The following is a 15,259-nucleotide window of genomic DNA, read 5'->3' on the forward strand; positions in this document are numbered from 1 at the left end:
CCGCGAGCGCCGTTGGACTTCCCCCACATGGGCGGGGGGACTCAGAGCCGCTTCAAGAACTCCAGCAGGTCCCGCTTCTGTTCGGGTTTGAGCGCCTCGGGCAGACCTCCGGGCGTCTCGGGGGGGTGGACGGGCGGCAGGTTCATCTCCGCGGTGAAGGGCAGGATGAGCCGGCTGTAGCCGTCGACGACGTCGCGCAGGGTCTCGTGGCTGTTGTCGTGGAAATACGGAGCCGTCCCCGCGATGCCTCGAAGCGACGGCACGTCGAAGGCCTCGAAATCCAGGGGATCGCCCGTGATGAGGGCGCGGCCGGGATCCGTGGTGAACCACTGGGGCAGGCCGTTGGGACCGACGATGGGCAGTCCGTTCTCGTCGAGCGCCGGAGTCGGATCGAAGGGCTCACCACTGGCCGTGACCGGGATGGGTGGAAGTTCGGTGACGGCGTGCTGGCGCGTGCCGTCCGTGTAGAAGCGGAAGCGGTAGCGCGGCAACTCCACGGAGGAGGTGTACAACGGGAGCTGTCCGATCTGCCCGAGATAGGAAAGCGACCCGAACCCGATGTTCACGAACTCGTTGCCCGGGCGAGGGACCCGCACGGGAACGGGCCCCTGACCAGGCACCTGGGTGAAGAAGACGTTGCCGTCTGGCTTGAGCGCGGCGGAAAGTGACGCGTGGACGGCGCGGTTCGTGATCTGGTTCGTGGTGGGGCCACCATGACATGCCGCGCAGGCCAGCTCGAAGACCTCGCGGCCACGCTGCTCCTGGGCGGTGAGCAGCATGAAGTCCTCGGGAGGAGGAATCTGGTCGCGGGGAACGCCGGCCTGGAGCAGCTTCGAGACGAACCGGGCCCGGGGTGACGAGAACACACTCCGCTCGAAGTCGGCGATCTGCTTCAGCGGCGCGAGCCCCACCTCGTGTCCCTCGCTGTGACTGAGGATCGCGGCCTGTGCCTGCTCTTCCAGCGTGGCCGCCCGGCCATCGAGCTGATACGGCCCGGAGATGGCCAGGTCCTCGATGGTTGGCACTCCACGCCAGACGGAGATCTTCCGGTCGGCGGGGGTGATGATGTTGCCCGCGTCGTCGATGACGTCCATGTTGCTGGGGAGTGGCAGGACCACACGGACGAGGCCCTTCTTGAGATGCTCATACGTGGGCCGCGCCGCTTCGGGGTCGTCCGCGTCGATGCGACGGAAGAGCGGCTCTCCCGGGTCGGCGGCCAGTCGCGCCTCGACGCTCGCGGGCCTCAGCGTCGTGTGTTCGCTCAGGGTATGGCACGTGGCGCAGGAGCGCCCGTTGGTCTGGGGAAACGCCTCACTGAAGAGACGCTTGCCGGCGGCGATGTGACCCAGGGGGGCCTGGGCTTCGGTCATTGTCTGGACGTTGGTGACCCGCGCGCCATCCACGTCTGGAGCTGGGTTCGAACAACTCGTGAGTCCGCCCCATGCCAGCGCACTGGCCAGACTCGCGAGGAATCGATTGGAAACCATGAGTGTGGCTCCCCGGTGAGGAATGGGAATCCTCCAGAAAACACCGGGGAGCCGCGAAGGTGTCACCGGGGGCTCGAGGTTTCCACGTCACGCGTCACGGAGGAGTGGCGGAGGCCGACGCCCATTGCCAGGCGGAGCCGCGGTGCAGGGCCGCGTAGATGCGGTCCCTCAACTCGTTGCACTCGGCGTGGGTGAGTGAGCGATCGAGCGCGCGCAGCACCACGCGCAGCAGCACGTTCTTCTGCCCGGGGGAGATGCCGAGCCGCTCCACGGCGGCGGGCGGCAGCGCCTCGTAGGGCGTCTCCGAGCGCACCTCGACGGCCTCCACCACCTCGGCCTGGGGATCGAGCGCGGCGCGCACCATGTCTCCCAGCTCCTCGCCCGTGGCGTCTCCCTCGAGCACCAGGGACAAGTCCCTGCGCACCGCGGGCATGGAGGACACCTCGTGGTAGGGCTCCAGGTCGAGCAACTGCGAGCGGATGCGTGGATCCTCGGCACGCAGCAGGCGGATGTCGTCCAGGCCCTTGCGCAGCATGAGGATGCGATCCATCCCCAGGCCCATGGCCAACCCCGAGATGCGCGCCGTATCGAGCCCGCTCTCGGCGAGCAGCTCGGGGTGGGCGAGGCCACACTCGCCAATCTCCACCCACTCGCCGCCCTGGTGGACGTCGATTTGCAGCCCATCCGTGGTGTAGGGATGCCGGGCCGGGGTGACGCGCCACTCCCGCCCGGGAAGCAGCGAGCGCACCACTGTTTCCACCATGTGGCGCAGCGCCTCGACGCCGAGCGGAGCGCCCCGTCGCACGCGCCAGAGATCCATCTGGTGGGGCTCGCCGGTGTGCAGCCGATCGATGCAGTCGCGGCGATAGACGAGCCCGGGACAGGCGAGCAACACGTCCTCGGGCGACTGGGGTATGGCGGCGAGCTGGCGCAGCAGCGGCGGAATCATCGCCGAGGTCTGGGTGCGTAGCAGCGCGGTGTCACAGACATAACGAGTATAGCGCTCGTCGCGGGCGGCACCGTCGAGCGGGTAGCGCAGCCGATCATAATTGTCGGAGACGGAGACGATGGGGCTTCGCCGGTGCAGCCGCACGTCACAACGCCAGGCCTCGCGCAGGGCGGCGAGCACGTCGTCGACGAGACGTTGCATGGCATGCGGGCCGGAGGAGGGATCGGTCAGGTCGCGAATGGACAGGGCACGGCGGACGGCGTCGGTGCTGAGGATGCGGACGGACATGGAAGGGCTCTCGGACTGGAGTGAAAGGAAGACAGCTCCAGGCGACGCCGGATCCTCGAGCGGAGGAGCAGGCGTCGCCACGCTCGGACACCCCCCGAACCCCTGGTCCAGGTGGGCGTCACGCCGAGAGGCGATTCGCCGAGGGAGAACGGGCTAGCGACGCAGCACGGCCTCCCGGCACCTGGTGGGGCTCGGGGGGCGGCTAAATCGACGCTGGCACGTCAGGACAATCATCGTTCGCTCAATATAACCGCACTCCGGGTTGCACGCAATCCCGACCCCTTGACTCCGTACGACCGCGAAGGGACCCACCGGGCGCGAATCGTTGCTCCCCTTGCTGTGTCTTTCATTCCAGTCAGGGCTTGGGGGCGCGAGCCCACCCTCTCCAAAAACGAAAGGTACCCTTCACACCCTGGCCGTATCCGGCGCCGCGCGTTTCACGCATTCATTCATCTCACGACGCGTGACGAACACGCTCAACCACGGGAGATGCCCATGCGTATCGCGACTCACATCCTGGCCGCCCTTGTCGGCCTCACTGCCCTCGTTGGCTCGTCCACCCTGGCGGCCGAGGAGCTGCCTCAGCCCAAGAAGCTCACGGTGGATCGGGGCCTGACCCACTACCAGGCGTACACGCAGCTTCTGGCGGCACGGCGCTACTACGCCTTCTGGAACACGGGCGAGGAGGCGTACGCCAGGGCGGCGCTCGCCGAGGACTTCATCGACCTGAACCTTCCCGAGGGCCGGCCCCAGGGTCCGACGGGTCCCATCGTCGCCTCGCGCACCTTCCGGGCGGCGGTGCCGGACCTCCAGGTCTCGGTCGAGGAGGCCTGGGTGGTGGGTGATCAGGTCATCAGCCGCCTGCGCTTCACCGGCCACTTCTCCGGCCGGTTCGGTGACCTCCAGGGCGATGGCCGCTCCATCCAATTCGACGCCGTGGACATCTACACCATCAAGAATGGCCGCATCTCCACGAACTGGCACCTGGAGGACAACCTCACGTTCCTCACGCGGATCGGCGCCGTCGTGACGCCCTGAGCGCGCGTCCCGGAACGAGCGGGGCCTCTGGCGAGCCCTCACGTGGAGGCGGAGCTCTCCACCCGGTCCATGCCGTCCCACCGGTAGGCCGCGCGAAGTTCCCCGCCAAGGAACTCGATGAAGACCTTCACCTTCGCCGCGACCCCGCGGTTATGGGGGTAGATGGCATGAATGGGGGCGGCGGGGACCCGGTAATCGGGCAGTGCCACTTCGAGCCGTCCGGCATCGAGGTCCACTCCGACGTCCCAGATCGACTTGAGCACGAGCCCACCGCCTTCGAGCGCCCACTCGTGCGCGACCTCGCCATTGTTGGTCACGAGCGAGCCCGCGATGCGCACCGTCGTCGTCTCTCCATCGGGCCCCTCGAATTGCCAGTCCTGGTTCGGCGGGTTGCCGAAGGCGATGCAGTCATGGTTCTTCAAATCGGCGGGGCGCCGGGGCCTGCCCTTCCTGGCGAAGTAGGAGGGCGCTCCACACACCACCCGGTGATTGGGCGCGAGTCGTTTGGCGATCAGGTCCGAGTCGGGCAGGGCGCCGAAGCGGATGGCGACGTCGTAGCCCGACTCCACGAGGCCGACCACCGAATCCGAGACGTCGAGCTGCACGCGGATGTCGGGATAGCGCTCCAGGAAGCGAGGGATGAGCCGCCCGAGGTGCCGCCGGGCGAAGGCCGCGGTCGCGGTCACCTTCAGCAGTCCGCTCGCCCCACGCCGCAGGGAACGTACCTTCTCCTCCGCTTCACCAATCTCGCCGAGCACGCGCACGCACCGCTCATGGAACTCGGCCCCCTCCTCGGTCAGGTTCAGGCTGCGGGTGGTGCGGTTCACGAGCCGCACCCCGAGCCGCTCTTCCAGCCGCGCGAGGCGCTTGCTGACGACGGCGAGCGACATTCCCAGCTCCCTGGCCGCGGCCGAGAGACTTCCCGCGCTCACCACCCGGGTGAAGACGGTCACGTCGAGCAGGCTGTCGATCATGGCCGGAATATAGTCACCCGTTCGAGCAAGGGAGCGTTCGCTTCCTCTGGCTGTCAATGCCTCGTGTCGCTTGCCCTCGCGGAAGTCGCGCACGCGGCTCCTCCCGCTTCAACGCATTGCGCCGAGGAGCGCCGATTGAACTCCCTGTATGAGCGGCTGAGTGGGTCGTGACGATCCTGTGACAAACAGCTTCAGGGCGACCACCCGCCGCCAGTAGCATCCGTCGGCAACCGGAGCCGACCTGGCAGCCGCTCCGTCCCCTTTCTTCCAAGGTGAGGACACAGATGAGATCGACCCATTCGGGATGGGTGCGCTGGACGGGGCACCTGGTGTGCGCGTCCCTGACCACGCTCGCGCTCTCCGCTTGTACGGGTGAGACCGGAGCACCGGGTGCGCCGGGAGCCCCAGGCGCGCCAGGAACCCCGGGGCCGCAGGGCCCGGGCGGCCAGGGCAAGTCGCTCAGCTTCACTCCGGTGAATGCCGCGCGCACCGCGGACGAGAAGCGGGCCGTCTACGCCAGTCCCAAGGCGAGCGTGAACGGGCAGGAGGTCTCCCTCCGGTACGAGACCGTGCTGCGCTCCGGCCAGCCCCTGGGCGAGCACATCTTCGGACGCATGATCCAGAAGGATGGCAGCCCGGTGAAGAACACGGACGGCTCGGACTTCATCTCTCCGTCCAACGATTTCTCGGCCCTCATCCAGAAGGGCAACAGGCTCTTCGAGCTCACCCAGTTCGAGACCACGCCCGCGTCGATGTACCTCTCCGAGCTGCGCCAGGGGTCCGACGGAAAGCTCACCGCCATCAGCACCCGGCCCATCGACTTCTCGGGCGTGCAGGGGTACTGGACCCCTTGCGCGGGCAGCGTGTCGCCCTGGAACACCAACTTGAGCAGTGAGGAGTACCCGACGGACGCGCGTGCCTATGAGAGCGCGGCCTCGGTGAGCACGCTGACCCTGGCCGAGCGCTCGATGCTGCGCTACTGGGGGTTGGATCCGACCACCGCCTCCATCGCCGAGGCCAAGGCCGTCTACTCCCCATACCGCTATGGCTACGTGATCGAGGTCGCGGTCGACGACTCGGGCGGCACCACCGTGGCCAAGCACTACGCGGCGGGCCGGCGGGCGCTCGAACTCGCCTATGTGATGCCGGATCGCAGGACCGTCTACCTGAGTGACGATGGCAGCAACGACGGCTTCTACATGTTCGTGGCGACGCGGCCGGGAGACTTGTCCGAGGGACGGCTCTACGCGGCGCGGTGGTTCCAGACCACCCCGACGGGCCAGCCCTCGGGCCGGGCGGACATCTACTGGCTGCCCCTGGGTCCCAGCGCGACGGACGCGGAGGTCAAGGCGCTGATCGATGGCGGCATCCAGTTCTCCCACATCTTCGAGACCGAGCCCCAGGCCAGCGATGGCACCTGTCCGAGCGCGACCTCCGGGTTCCGCGCCATCAACACGGAGACCGGCCGCGAGTGCTTGCGGCTCAAGCCCGGTCAGGAGCTGGCGGCTTCCCGCCTGGAGAGCCGCCGTTACGCGGCCTACGTCGGAGGCACCACCGAGTTCCGCAAGACCGAGGGAATCACGTACAACCCCGCCGCCCACCGGCTCTACGTGTCGTTCAGCGAGCTGAACCACGGCATGATCGACGATCCAAAGGGCAAGGATCTGGGTGGGGGCAATCACATCCAGGTCGCCCGCAACGACTGTGGCGCGGTCTACGAGATGGTCGTCTCGCCCAACGTGGAACTCGGCAGTGACTATGTCGTCGAGTCCGCCGCGCCGCTCGTCGAAGGCATGTGGCTGAAGGCGCCCGGCGCCAGCCTCTACCCGAGCAACAGCCCCTTCTACGATCCCTCCTTCACGACCGTGGACAGCAACGGTGTCTCCAATCCGGCGACCGCGAACGTCTGCAGCGTGAATGGCATCGCCAATCCCGACAACCTGTCCTTCATCAACGGGTACAACACGCTGCTCATCGGCGAGGACACCGTCGATGGCCACCAGAACGACATGGTGTGGGCCTACAACATCGTCACGCGGGAGCTGACCCGCATCTTCTCCGCCCCGTACGGCTCGGAGACGACGGGCATCTACTTCTACCCGGACATCAACGGCTTCGCGTACATCAAGGCCCAGGTCCAGCACCCCTACGGTGAGTCCGACATCGAGAAGGCCGGCACCGATGCGAGCGTGAAGCAGTCGTACACCGGCTACATCGGCCCGTTCCCGGCGATGAACTGAGTACGCCCCTCTTCCAGACCACCGAGAGAGCAGAAGACATGGGCCGCCGAAGGGCGACAGGCATCGCGCTGGTGATCGGGTTGCTCGTGGCTGGAGCGGCCCTCGTGTGGCGCGCGGGCGGCTCACGACGCCCCGCGCCGACGCCCGTCGTCCAGATGCGGGAGGCGCTCGTGGCCTCTCTGCCGACGGACGCGCGAGAGCCTCCCCGGCTCTCGAATCCGGCCGCCTACCTGCCCGCGCAGTGCTACGCGATCACCCAGGACGAAGCCGGTGGCCGCACCCGCAACGGCTGCTTCGCGTGTCACCAGACGCCGCGCGCGCCCAACTTCGTCGAGGACGCCGAGGTCCAGACGGTCCTCTCGGTGGCGCGCTCCGCCGAGGAGAACCGTTGGACGAACCTCGTCCAGCCGCCGCCACCCGTCGAACTGTCGGACGCCGAGCTGCTGGCCTGGGTACGGTCGAACAACTACGTGGACGAGCGCGGCGGGCTACGGCTCGCGGCGGCGCTGGCGCATCCGCCCCCCGCCTGGGATGGCAATGGCGATGGCCAGTGGGGAGGCTACACCCCGGACTGCTGGTTCCAGACGGATGGCGAGGGCTTCGATCATTCTCCAGACGGGGCCATGACGGGCTGGCGGGCGTTCGCCTATGCCCCCTTTCCCGGCATGTTCTGGCCGACCAACGGGAGCGCGGGAGACGTGTTCATCCGCCTTCCCGCGGCGTACCGGCACGACTCGACCGGACGCGAGAGCAAGGCCGTGTACCGCGTCAACCTCGCCATCCTGGAGGCGTACATCCGCCGGGTGGATGTGTCGCTCCCGCCCACGGACGAGCGGGCGCTCGGCTCGGATCTCGATGGAGATGGCGTGCTTGGCTCGGCGACGCGCGTGGCCTTCGTGTGGCCACCCAGGCCCGGACGTCCCTTCGGCTACGTGGGACAGGCGGCCGGTCTGGACCCGGCGCGCGAGGGCTGGCCCGCCGCCGGCCTCTTCCCGCGAGGCACCGAGTTCCTCCATAGCTTGCGCTACCTCGACGTGGAGGGAGGGCAGGTGCGCATGGCCGCCCGGATGAAGGAGCTGCGCTACATGAGGAAGACCCGCTGGTTGACGTACAGCGACCTCCAACTGGCGGCCGAGGCGGAGGCCCGGGAGAAGATGAAGCAGCCCGACAAGCTGAAGCGCGTGCTCGCGGATGTGGAGCGCGGGGTGGGCACGGGCACCGGGTGGCTCATGCAGGGCTTCATCGAGGACGCGGACGGCGAGCTGCGCCCCCAGAACGTCGAGGAGACCACCGCCTGTATGGGTTGCCATGGCGGCGTGGGCGCCACCACGGACAGCACCTTCAGCTTCGCGCGCAAGCTCGACCCGGGCTCGGCCTGGCAGGGGGGCTGGTACCACTGGGGGCAGCGGGGGCTGGAGGGGATCGCGGAGCCCAGGCGCGCCGACGGACAGGGCGAGTACGCCCACTGGCTCGCGCGGGTCGGGGCCGGAGACGACTATGGGACCAACGACGAGGTCCAGACCCGTTTCTTCCGGCGGGACGGGACGCTCCGGCCCGATGCGGTGAAAGCGCTGACGAAGGACATCTCGGTGCTGCTCGTCCCCTCACCGCGCCGGGCGCTCCTGTTGGACCGGGCCACCCTGGCGCTGGTGAAGGCCCAACGCTTCGAGCGCGGGCGGGATGTGGTGGTGGGGGCTCCTCCCAAGCTGCGGGCCCGGCTGGAGCAGGACGGGGCGACGGGCATCGACGAGCCCGTGCTTCCCGGCTGGGCGAGCCCGGCGAAGAGCGCTTCTCGCTGACCCGCGGAGCGCAACGGCGAGGCCGGGGACATCACAGGAAGCCGCGGACGGCCTCCGGGCTGAAGGGTTTCTCGAGGCGCCGGGGCTGGATGCGCTCGAGGAACTCGACGGCGCGCTGCGTGAAACAGCCCGCGGTCATGAAGATCATCCGCTCGAGCAGCTCCGGATGCTTCTTCGCGATCCCCTCGTGCAGATCCATGCCGGTGAGGCCCGGCATCATGAGATCGCAGAAGATGACGTCGTAGTGGGCGTCCTCCGCCAGCAATTCCATCGCGCGTGTCCCGTTGCCGGCCTTCACCACGGAGTGCGGTGGACCAATCAGGCGGGCGAGCGCCTCGAGGATCTCGGGCTCGTCATCGATCACGAGCACGCGCCGCGGTTGCCGGGGCGGTGGCGCCGTCTTCTCCGAGACTTCCCCTGGCACCTCGGCCTGCCGTGCCATGGGGAGGAGGACGCGGAACGTGCTCCCCCGGCCTGGTTGGCTCTCGACCTCGATCCACCCACCCAGCCCGGTCACGATGCCGTGGCACACCGACAGACCCAGCCCGCTTCCCACGCCCACGGGCTTGGTGGTGAAGAACGGCTCGAAGAGATGCGGGAGGTTCCCGGTGGGAATTCCACACCCCGTGTCCGTCACCTCGACGGCCACCCACGTGTCTTCATGGGGACGGAGGGTGAGCGTCACCTGGTGCTCCTCGGGTGCTCCTTCCGGGATGGCCTGCGCGGCGTTGAGCACCAGGTTGAGGAAGACCTGTCCCAGGCGGGACTCGTTGCCCAGCACGGGTGGCACTGGCGCGTAGTCGCGCACGAGCCGTGCCCGCTGGCGCAGCTGGTGGGCCGCCATGTCCACGGAGAACTCCAGGGCCTCGCGCACCTCCACCGGTCCCAGGGTCTCGAACTTGCTGCTGGCGAACGTGCGCAGATCCCGCACGATGTTGCGGATGCGCTCGGCGCCCTTGCGGGCCTGCTCGAGCGCGTCCCGCACTTCCTCCAGGCTCTCGTCCTGCTCCCGCTTCGAGAGTTCTTCCAGGGCGAACGTCATGTTGGCCAGCACGTAGGCCAGGGGGTTGTTGATCTCATGCCCGACACCCGCCGCGAGCTGGCCCGCCGTGGCCAGCCGCTCCGCCTGGACGAGCGCATTGCGCGTGGCGTCCAGCTCGGCGGAGCGGCGGCGGACCAGCTCCTCCGCCTCCGTGCGCGCCTGGTGCTCGCGCGCGAGCAGGGTATCCCGCTCGAGCTCGGCACGGTGTCGTCGGGTGATGTCCTCGATGACGGAGATGAAGTAGTCCGGTGAGCCATCCGTCTTCCTCACGAGTGACACCGTGAGGTTGATCCAGACAATCTCCCCGGACTTGTGGAAGTACCGCTTCTCCATCGAATAGTTGGAGCGCTCGCCCGCGAGCACCTGCCGGATGAGACTCAAATCCGCGGCCAGATCTTCCGGGTGGGTGATGTCCTGGAACGTCAGCTGCATCATCTCCTGGTGCGTGTAGCCGATGATGGAGCACAACCTCGTGTTGACGCGCAACCACCTGCCATCGAGGCCCACGTGCGCGAGTCCCACGGCGGCTTGTTCGAAGGTCGCCTGGAAGTGGCGCTCGAATTCGGTGAAGGACTGGCGCGCCTCCGGGTTGTTGGGCGCGCCGGGTGGGGGAGGGGAGCGGAACGGGTTGTCCATGGAGCCCTGCGGGGCCGCATCCTAGAACGGAAGGCGCGGCCTGGTCGCGCGCCGAATGCCCAAGGACATTCCGTGCATCCCCTCGTGCCCCGAGTGCTGCTCCGCTCCCTCGGGTACACGGACAGCCCGACCGCCCTGGCGGCGGCCGGGCTTGCTACCGGGTGGTCATCTCACGTGTCCGTGTGCTCTCAGGGCCGCGTGCTGGAGCCGGAGAACACCACGTCGACGCACCCGTGGAAGCGTTCATAGGTGTAGTAGTTGCGCCCCCACTCGCCGTAGATGATGTGGCGGCCCGCTCGCTGCGGCACGTTGCACGTGGTGTGGAAGAGCGAGTTGGCCTTGTCCGCGACCACCGCCGGATTGCCGGTGGGGTTGCGGTCGTTGTACTTGAGCACGCAGAACGCTTCCGTCTCGAAGTCGTCCCAGGTCAGGGGCTTGCCAACCTCATAGACGAAGCCGGGCTTGGTGATCCAGTAGCGGAACTCCTCGGTGTCATCGTAGTGCGGGCCCCAGGAGATGTTCCAGGTGATGGTGCGGGGACCGGAGCTGATGGTGCTGGTCGGCCAGTTGATGGACTTGTCCCAGGGCGTGGCACCGCCGCGCCAGGTCTCGCTGTTGAAGCCACAGACGTTCTGCGGCAGGGGGCTGACCACGGCCCGTCCCTGCGCGTGGGTGAGCACGCTCATGAATTGATAGCCGCCGGAGAAGTCATCGCGGAAGGCATCGGCGCACTCCGCGTATTCACCGGGTCTGCCCACTTCATCCGGCTTGGTGTACGCGCCACAGAACCAGTTGCGCGCCGGCGGGTCCTGGATCAGCCCGTGGCCGTGAGCAACCGAGGCAACGCCCAATGCCAGGGACAGGGGCAGCCACGTCTTCTTGATGTGTGTCAGCATGTGTTTCTCCTTGGGGGACGACTGAGCCAGCTACGGTTTCATGGCGATGACATGTTCTTCTGGGGGACAACGCCATGAATGCACCACCGCCGCGTTGAACTCCAAAGGCGAGGCACTGACCGGCATGATTGGATAAGACGGAATTCGAGCCAAATGATCTTTTTCGGGATGGGTTGACAGATAAACATTACATCTCTATTTGATTCTTTCGTGAATCCTGAACCCTTGCTTTCCCGCGACATCACTCGTCACGCGCTTGTTTCCAATCACTGCCAGGACGCTTCCCGGCGGAGCACGGCTTCTGATTGTGAATGGGCCCTCCGGGCCTCCGCCGCCGCGGGGCTCGGCGCGTGATAGAGTTCCTCGCCGAGGAAGGATATGAGATTGCTCCCCGAGGCGTATTCCCGCTTGCGATTGGGTGGCGTGGCCCATAATATTCCCAGCCATGGGAAGAATATCGGGAGCGCGCAACCGCGATCATGAAGAGACGCGTTCGAAGCTCGCGCAGAGCCTCGCACAGCAGCTCCTCCTGGCGGGAGGCACGCACCCGAGCCTGCGGACGCTCGCGGAAGGGGCGGGGGTCGATCCCGGCACGCTGCGCCACTACTTCGGTGATCGCCAGGGCGTGATGCAGGCCGCCTTCGAGCATCTGATGAAGTTCGGACAGGAGCGCCGGGACTGGGCGAAGAGCCTGGCGGATCTTCCCGCGCGAGAGGCCTTCCACCACCTGCTGGAGCAGATCGCCGCAGGCTGGACGGGCTCGCTGGGTGGCATGCACGCCGCGGGCTTCGCCGAGGGCATGAGTGATTCGGAGCTGGGGCAGCTCTACATCTCTTCCATCTTCGAGCCCACGCTCAATGCCCTCGAGGAACTGCTCATCGTCTTTCACGCGCGTGGCGAGTTGTCGGTGCCGGATGCACGGGTGGCGGGACTCGCGCTGTTGTCCCCGGTGCTGATGGCGCTCTTCCACCAGTACCAGCTGCACGGGCGCCGCTGCCGTCCGCTCGACCTGACGGTCTTCATCGCGCGGCATCTCGATGGCTTCATGAAGGGCTACGCGAAGTAATTCAACGCCGTTCCCACCGGGAGTTCTCCAATGGCCGCGTCGCGGTTGTTGTCGATGTGTGTCTTGTGGTCCGTCATCATGGGCTGTCAACCCAGGCAGGTGCCCCAGGTGCCGGACAAGATCGTGGGCCACTGCATCTACACGAACAAGTTCAGCGATGGCATGGAGTGCCGCGACTACGTCGGCGAGTGGACCGAGCAGGACGCGAAGGCGGACTGCGAGGAGCAGGACTCGACGGTCGTCCTGGGGTCGGCGTGTGGCATGGAGGAGCGGTTGGGCTACTGCTTCCTGGAGAAAGGTGACGACCGGTGGACGCGCATCACGCTGCCGGGGGTGAACCAGGAGAAGTGCGGCTCCATGCAGCGCGGCTGTGAGCTCTTCGGCGGCGGGGCGTTCGAGCCGGCGCCCGTCTGCGGAGGGAAGGTGGTGGACAGTGGAGGCACGGGGCTGCCGACGTTCCAGCAGCCGGTCCTCGCGTGTGTGGACCCCAAGCCGGGGGAGCCGCCGGGCCTGTCGGAGGGGGGCAAGGTCTGCACGTGGGAGATGATCTCCGGCGCCACCGAGCCAGGCCGTCACTTCGATGACTACGCGAGCTGCGACCGGGTGCGGACCCAGCGTCCGTACTACGCGGTGCCGCCCGCCCCGAACGCGGAGCGGGAAGATCCGCGCATGAAGGACCCGGCATACGTTGCCGAGGTTGGCTGGGTGCGCTCCCAGATCGAGGCAACCGCCTGCGTCTGCTGCCACTCGACGCGCGCGCCCAAGGGGACGTCCAACTGGTACGTCGAGTCCCCGGGCAACTTCATCAACTCCTTCAACCCTCGTGGCCTGGCCATGGGCGCCGGGTGGATCAACACCGTGGGGTTCGGCGCCTACCCCCGCGAGCACAACAATGGCTTTTCCCGGGCCTCGCCGGAGCGTCCGTTGGACTCCATCTTCGTCACGACCGACCCCGAGCGGATGGCGCGCTTCTTCCAGTCCGAGCTCTTCCAGCGCGGCTTCAAGCGCGAGGACTTCGCCGATCAGCCCTACGGCGCGGGCCCCCTGGACACCCAGCGCCTCTACCGGCCGACGGCGTGCACGAATGGCGAGGGCGTCGACGCACGGGGTTTGCTCCAGTGGCGAGGGGGCAAGGCCCGCTATGTGTATGTCCTCGAGCAGGAGAGCACCTCACCGACGGTGCCGCCCAACCTCGATCTGCCCGAGGGCACGCTCTGGCGGCTCGACGCGCCCGCCGAGGGAGCGGGGGTCGACAGTGCAACGGTGCGCTACGGAGTCGTCCCCGCCGGCATGTCGCAGCGTTTCCCGGCGGGTGGCCAGCCTCCGGCGCTGACGCCGGGCAAGACGTATTACCTGTACGTGCTCGCGGACATCATCGTCCCCATCACCCGCTGTCTCTTCGTCGCGCCGTGACGGTCCTCCCGCCGCGAGCCGGCATCATGTGACATCGAAAATCCGGGGTGTGTCATCCAGGCAGGCCGCAACGGAGTTGCTCGTTCGTTGGGCCTTCAAGAGGAGACATCCCGGAATGAATCTGACGCGACATGCCCACTTCTGGCTTCCCCTGCTGCTGGCCACGGCCGCCTGCACGGGAGCCCCCCTCGATGATGACGCTCCGAACTCGAGCCAGGAGGCCGTGACGACCGATGGCACCGCCGTCTCCCAGGCCGCGGTCACCGACTGCCGCGCGTTCGATGGGGATGTGAAGAAATGTGATGCCGCGGGTTGTGGCTACTACTTTTGTTCGGAGCAGTGCCACCCCAAGAACACCAGCCTGTGCAACGCGGGCTGCACGGCGGAGTGCAACGCCGCGTGCCGCGCGCATGACGGTGACCTGAACGGCTGCAACGCGGCCGGCTGTGCCTACTACACGTGCTCCAACCGCTGCCAGGCCAAGGGCACCAGCCTGTGTGACGCGGGCTGCTCGACCGAGTGCCAGGCCGCGTGCCGCGTGCATGACGGAGACCTGAATGGCTGCAACGCGGCCGGCTGCGCCTACTACACGTGCTCCAACCGCTGCTACACCAAGGGCACGGTCACCCCGTGCGAGGCGGGCTGCTCGGAGCAGTGCAACGTGCCCGAGCGCGATGCCGCCTTCGTCTCGCAGTCCGTGCCTGGCCGGGTGACCGTGGGGCAGGGCTTCCAGGCCGTGGTGACCATGCGCAACACGGGCGCCAGGGCGTGGAGCCAGGACAAGTACTACCGGCTGGGAGACAACGCCCGCCTCTGGGGGCTGGCTCGTGGTTTCCTCGCTCCCTCCGAGACGGTGTGGCCGGGCTACTCCAAGTCCTTCGTCCTCAACCTCACCGCGCCGAGCGCGCCGGGCGCATACGACTTCCAGTGGCAGATGGTGAAGGATGGCATGGACGCGGGTTGGTTCGGTCAGCCCTCCGCGAAGATGTCCATCCAGGTCGTCCCGGAGCGTGACGCGGCCTTCGTGAGCCAGTCGGTGCCCACCCAGGTGCGGCCGGGTCAACTCTTCGAGGCCCTGGTGACGATGCGGAACACGGGAGGCCTCACCTGGACGCAGGCGGACGGATACATGCTCGGCACGAGCAGCACCACCTGGAAGTTCCAGCGCGCCCCCCTGAACCTGGGCGAGTCGATTCCCCCGGGAGGCACGAAGACCTTCAACGTGGAGCTCCTCGCGCCAACCAAGGTGGGCTACCACTCGTTCCAGTGGCGGATGCTGCGCAACGGCGGCACCTGGTTTGGCGCGTCTACACCCGAGCTCTACGTCCAGGTCGTCGCGTCGGCGACATCCTGCACCTGCAAGCCTGGAGATGCTTGCCCCAGCAACTGCCTGGCTCCGTAAGGCGTCGGGCCCGCGCCCACGTCGCTCGT

11 protein-coding genes are annotated in these 15,259 nt (G+C 67.5%); 6 read left to right on the plus strand and 5 right to left on the minus strand.

What is annotated here, in order from left to right; translation table 11 throughout:
- Window positions 1–41 precede the first annotated feature (41 nt).
- Together CYFUS_RS18055 and CYFUS_RS18060 are read right to left on the minus strand one after the other, a co-directional pair.
- Window positions 42–1,487 (minus strand): cytochrome c peroxidase, encoded by a 1,446-nt coding sequence (locus CYFUS_RS18055; RefSeq protein WP_232537635.1) that lies wholly within the window; start codon window positions 1,485–1,487, stop codon window positions 42–44.
- 94 nt (window positions 1,488–1,581) lie between these two features.
- The gene (locus CYFUS_RS18060; protein WP_232537636.1) at window positions 1,582–2,724 is read right to left on the minus strand and encodes a hypothetical protein; all 1,143 of its coding nucleotides are present in this window, start codon (window positions 2,722–2,724) and stop codon (window positions 1,582–1,584) included.
- 495 nt (window positions 2,725–3,219) lie between these two features.
- Here CYFUS_RS18060 and CYFUS_RS18065 point away from each other — a divergent pair, with 495 nt between their 5' ends.
- Window positions 3,220–3,762, plus strand: a complete 543-nt coding sequence (locus CYFUS_RS18065; RefSeq protein ID WP_198316615.1) for an ester cyclase — start codon at window positions 3,220–3,222, stop codon at window positions 3,760–3,762.
- A 38-nt stretch (window positions 3,763–3,800) separates the two neighbouring features.
- Here the strand turns inward: CYFUS_RS18065 and CYFUS_RS18070 are convergent, their stop codons facing one another.
- The gene (locus tag CYFUS_RS18070) at window positions 3,801–4,736 is read right to left on the minus strand and encodes a LysR family transcriptional regulator (protein WP_095986353.1); all 936 of its coding nucleotides are present in this window, start codon (window positions 4,734–4,736) and stop codon (window positions 3,801–3,803) included.
- 284 nt (window positions 4,737–5,020) lie between these two features.
- Here CYFUS_RS18070 and CYFUS_RS18075 point away from each other — a divergent pair, with 284 nt between their 5' ends.
- On the plus strand, window positions 5,021–6,976 hold the full coding sequence (locus tag CYFUS_RS18075; protein WP_198316616.1) for an alkaline phosphatase PhoX: 1,956 nt from the start codon (window positions 5,021–5,023) through the stop codon (window positions 6,974–6,976).
- A 38-nt stretch (window positions 6,977–7,014) separates the two neighbouring features.
- Window positions 7,015–8,775 (plus strand): hypothetical protein, encoded by a 1,761-nt coding sequence (locus tag CYFUS_RS18080; protein ID WP_095986355.1) that lies wholly within the window; start codon window positions 7,015–7,017, stop codon window positions 8,773–8,775.
- 31 nt (window positions 8,776–8,806) lie between these two features.
- Here CYFUS_RS18080 and CYFUS_RS18085 read toward each other — a convergent pair whose 3' ends face one another.
- Both CYFUS_RS18085 and CYFUS_RS18090 read right to left on the minus strand, forming a co-directional pair.
- Window positions 8,807–10,453 carry a PAS domain S-box protein gene (locus CYFUS_RS18085; protein WP_095986356.1) on the minus strand — a complete coding sequence of 549 codons (1,647 nt, stop codon included), beginning with the start codon at window positions 10,451–10,453 and terminating at the stop codon, window positions 8,807–8,809.
- A 188-nt stretch (window positions 10,454–10,641) separates the two neighbouring features.
- Window positions 10,642–11,349, minus strand: coding sequence for a lytic polysaccharide monooxygenase auxiliary activity family 9 protein (locus CYFUS_RS18090; protein ID WP_095986357.1), 708 nt, complete (start codon window positions 11,347–11,349; stop codon window positions 10,642–10,644).
- Window positions 11,350–11,794: 445 nt separating this feature from the next.
- Here CYFUS_RS18090 and CYFUS_RS18095 point away from each other — a divergent pair, with 445 nt between their 5' ends.
- The 3 genes from CYFUS_RS18095 to CYFUS_RS18105 all read left to right on the plus strand — a co-directional run bounded on the left by CYFUS_RS18095 (window position 11,795) and on the right by CYFUS_RS18105 (window position 15,230).
- A complete protein-coding gene (locus CYFUS_RS18095) occupies window positions 11,795–12,415 on the plus strand; it encodes a TetR/AcrR family transcriptional regulator (RefSeq protein ID WP_095986358.1) in 621 nt (206 codons plus the stop codon).
- A gap of 30 nt (window positions 12,416–12,445) precedes the next feature.
- Complete coding sequence (locus tag CYFUS_RS18100) at window positions 12,446–13,828, plus strand: hypothetical protein (protein ID WP_095986359.1); 1,383 nt, start codon at window positions 12,446–12,448, stop codon at window positions 13,826–13,828.
- A 115-nt stretch (window positions 13,829–13,943) separates the two neighbouring features.
- On the plus strand, window positions 13,944–15,230 hold the full coding sequence (locus CYFUS_RS18105; protein ID WP_095986360.1) for an NBR1-Ig-like domain-containing protein: 1,287 nt from the start codon (window positions 13,944–13,946) through the stop codon (window positions 15,228–15,230).
- Window positions 15,231–15,259: the final 29 nt, after the last annotated feature.

Origin of the sequence: Cystobacter fuscus, from assembly GCF_002305875.1 — a bacterium.
Taxonomy (GTDB): Bacteria; Myxococcota; Myxococcia; order Myxococcales; family Myxococcaceae; genus Cystobacter; species Cystobacter fuscus_A.

Excerpts from the sequence above, each read along its gene's own strand:
- CYFUS_RS18105 (WP_095986360.1), top strand. The coding sequence starts at position 13,944 with ATGAATCTGACGCGACATGCCCACTTCTGGCTTCCCCTGCTGCTGGCC.
- CYFUS_RS18095 (WP_095986358.1), top strand. The coding sequence starts at position 11,795 with ATGGGAAGAATATCGGGAGCGCGCAACCGCGATCATGAAGAGACGCGT.
- CYFUS_RS18090 (WP_095986357.1), bottom strand. The coding sequence starts at position 11,349 with ATGCTGACACACATCAAGAAGACGTGGCTGCCCCTGTCCCTGGCATTG.
- CYFUS_RS18070 (WP_095986353.1), bottom strand. The coding sequence starts at position 4,736 with ATGATCGACAGCCTGCTCGACGTGACCGTCTTCACCCGGGTGGTGAGC.
- CYFUS_RS18075 (WP_198316616.1), top strand. The coding sequence starts at position 5,021 with ATGAGATCGACCCATTCGGGATGGGTGCGCTGGACGGGGCACCTGGTG.
- CYFUS_RS18085 (WP_095986356.1), bottom strand. The coding sequence starts at position 10,453 with ATGGACAACCCGTTCCGCTCCCCTCCCCCACCCGGCGCGCCCAACAAC.
- CYFUS_RS18100 (WP_095986359.1), top strand. The coding sequence starts at position 12,446 with ATGGCCGCGTCGCGGTTGTTGTCGATGTGTGTCTTGTGGTCCGTCATC.
- CYFUS_RS18055 (WP_232537635.1), bottom strand. The coding sequence starts at position 1,487 with ATGGTTTCCAATCGATTCCTCGCGAGTCTGGCCAGTGCGCTGGCATGG.
- CYFUS_RS18065 (WP_198316615.1), top strand. The coding sequence starts at position 3,220 with ATGCGTATCGCGACTCACATCCTGGCCGCCCTTGTCGGCCTCACTGCC.
- CYFUS_RS18080 (WP_095986355.1), top strand. The coding sequence starts at position 7,015 with ATGGGCCGCCGAAGGGCGACAGGCATCGCGCTGGTGATCGGGTTGCTC.
- CYFUS_RS18060 (WP_232537636.1), bottom strand. The coding sequence starts at position 2,724 with ATGTCCGTCCGCATCCTCAGCACCGACGCCGTCCGCCGTGCCCTGTCC.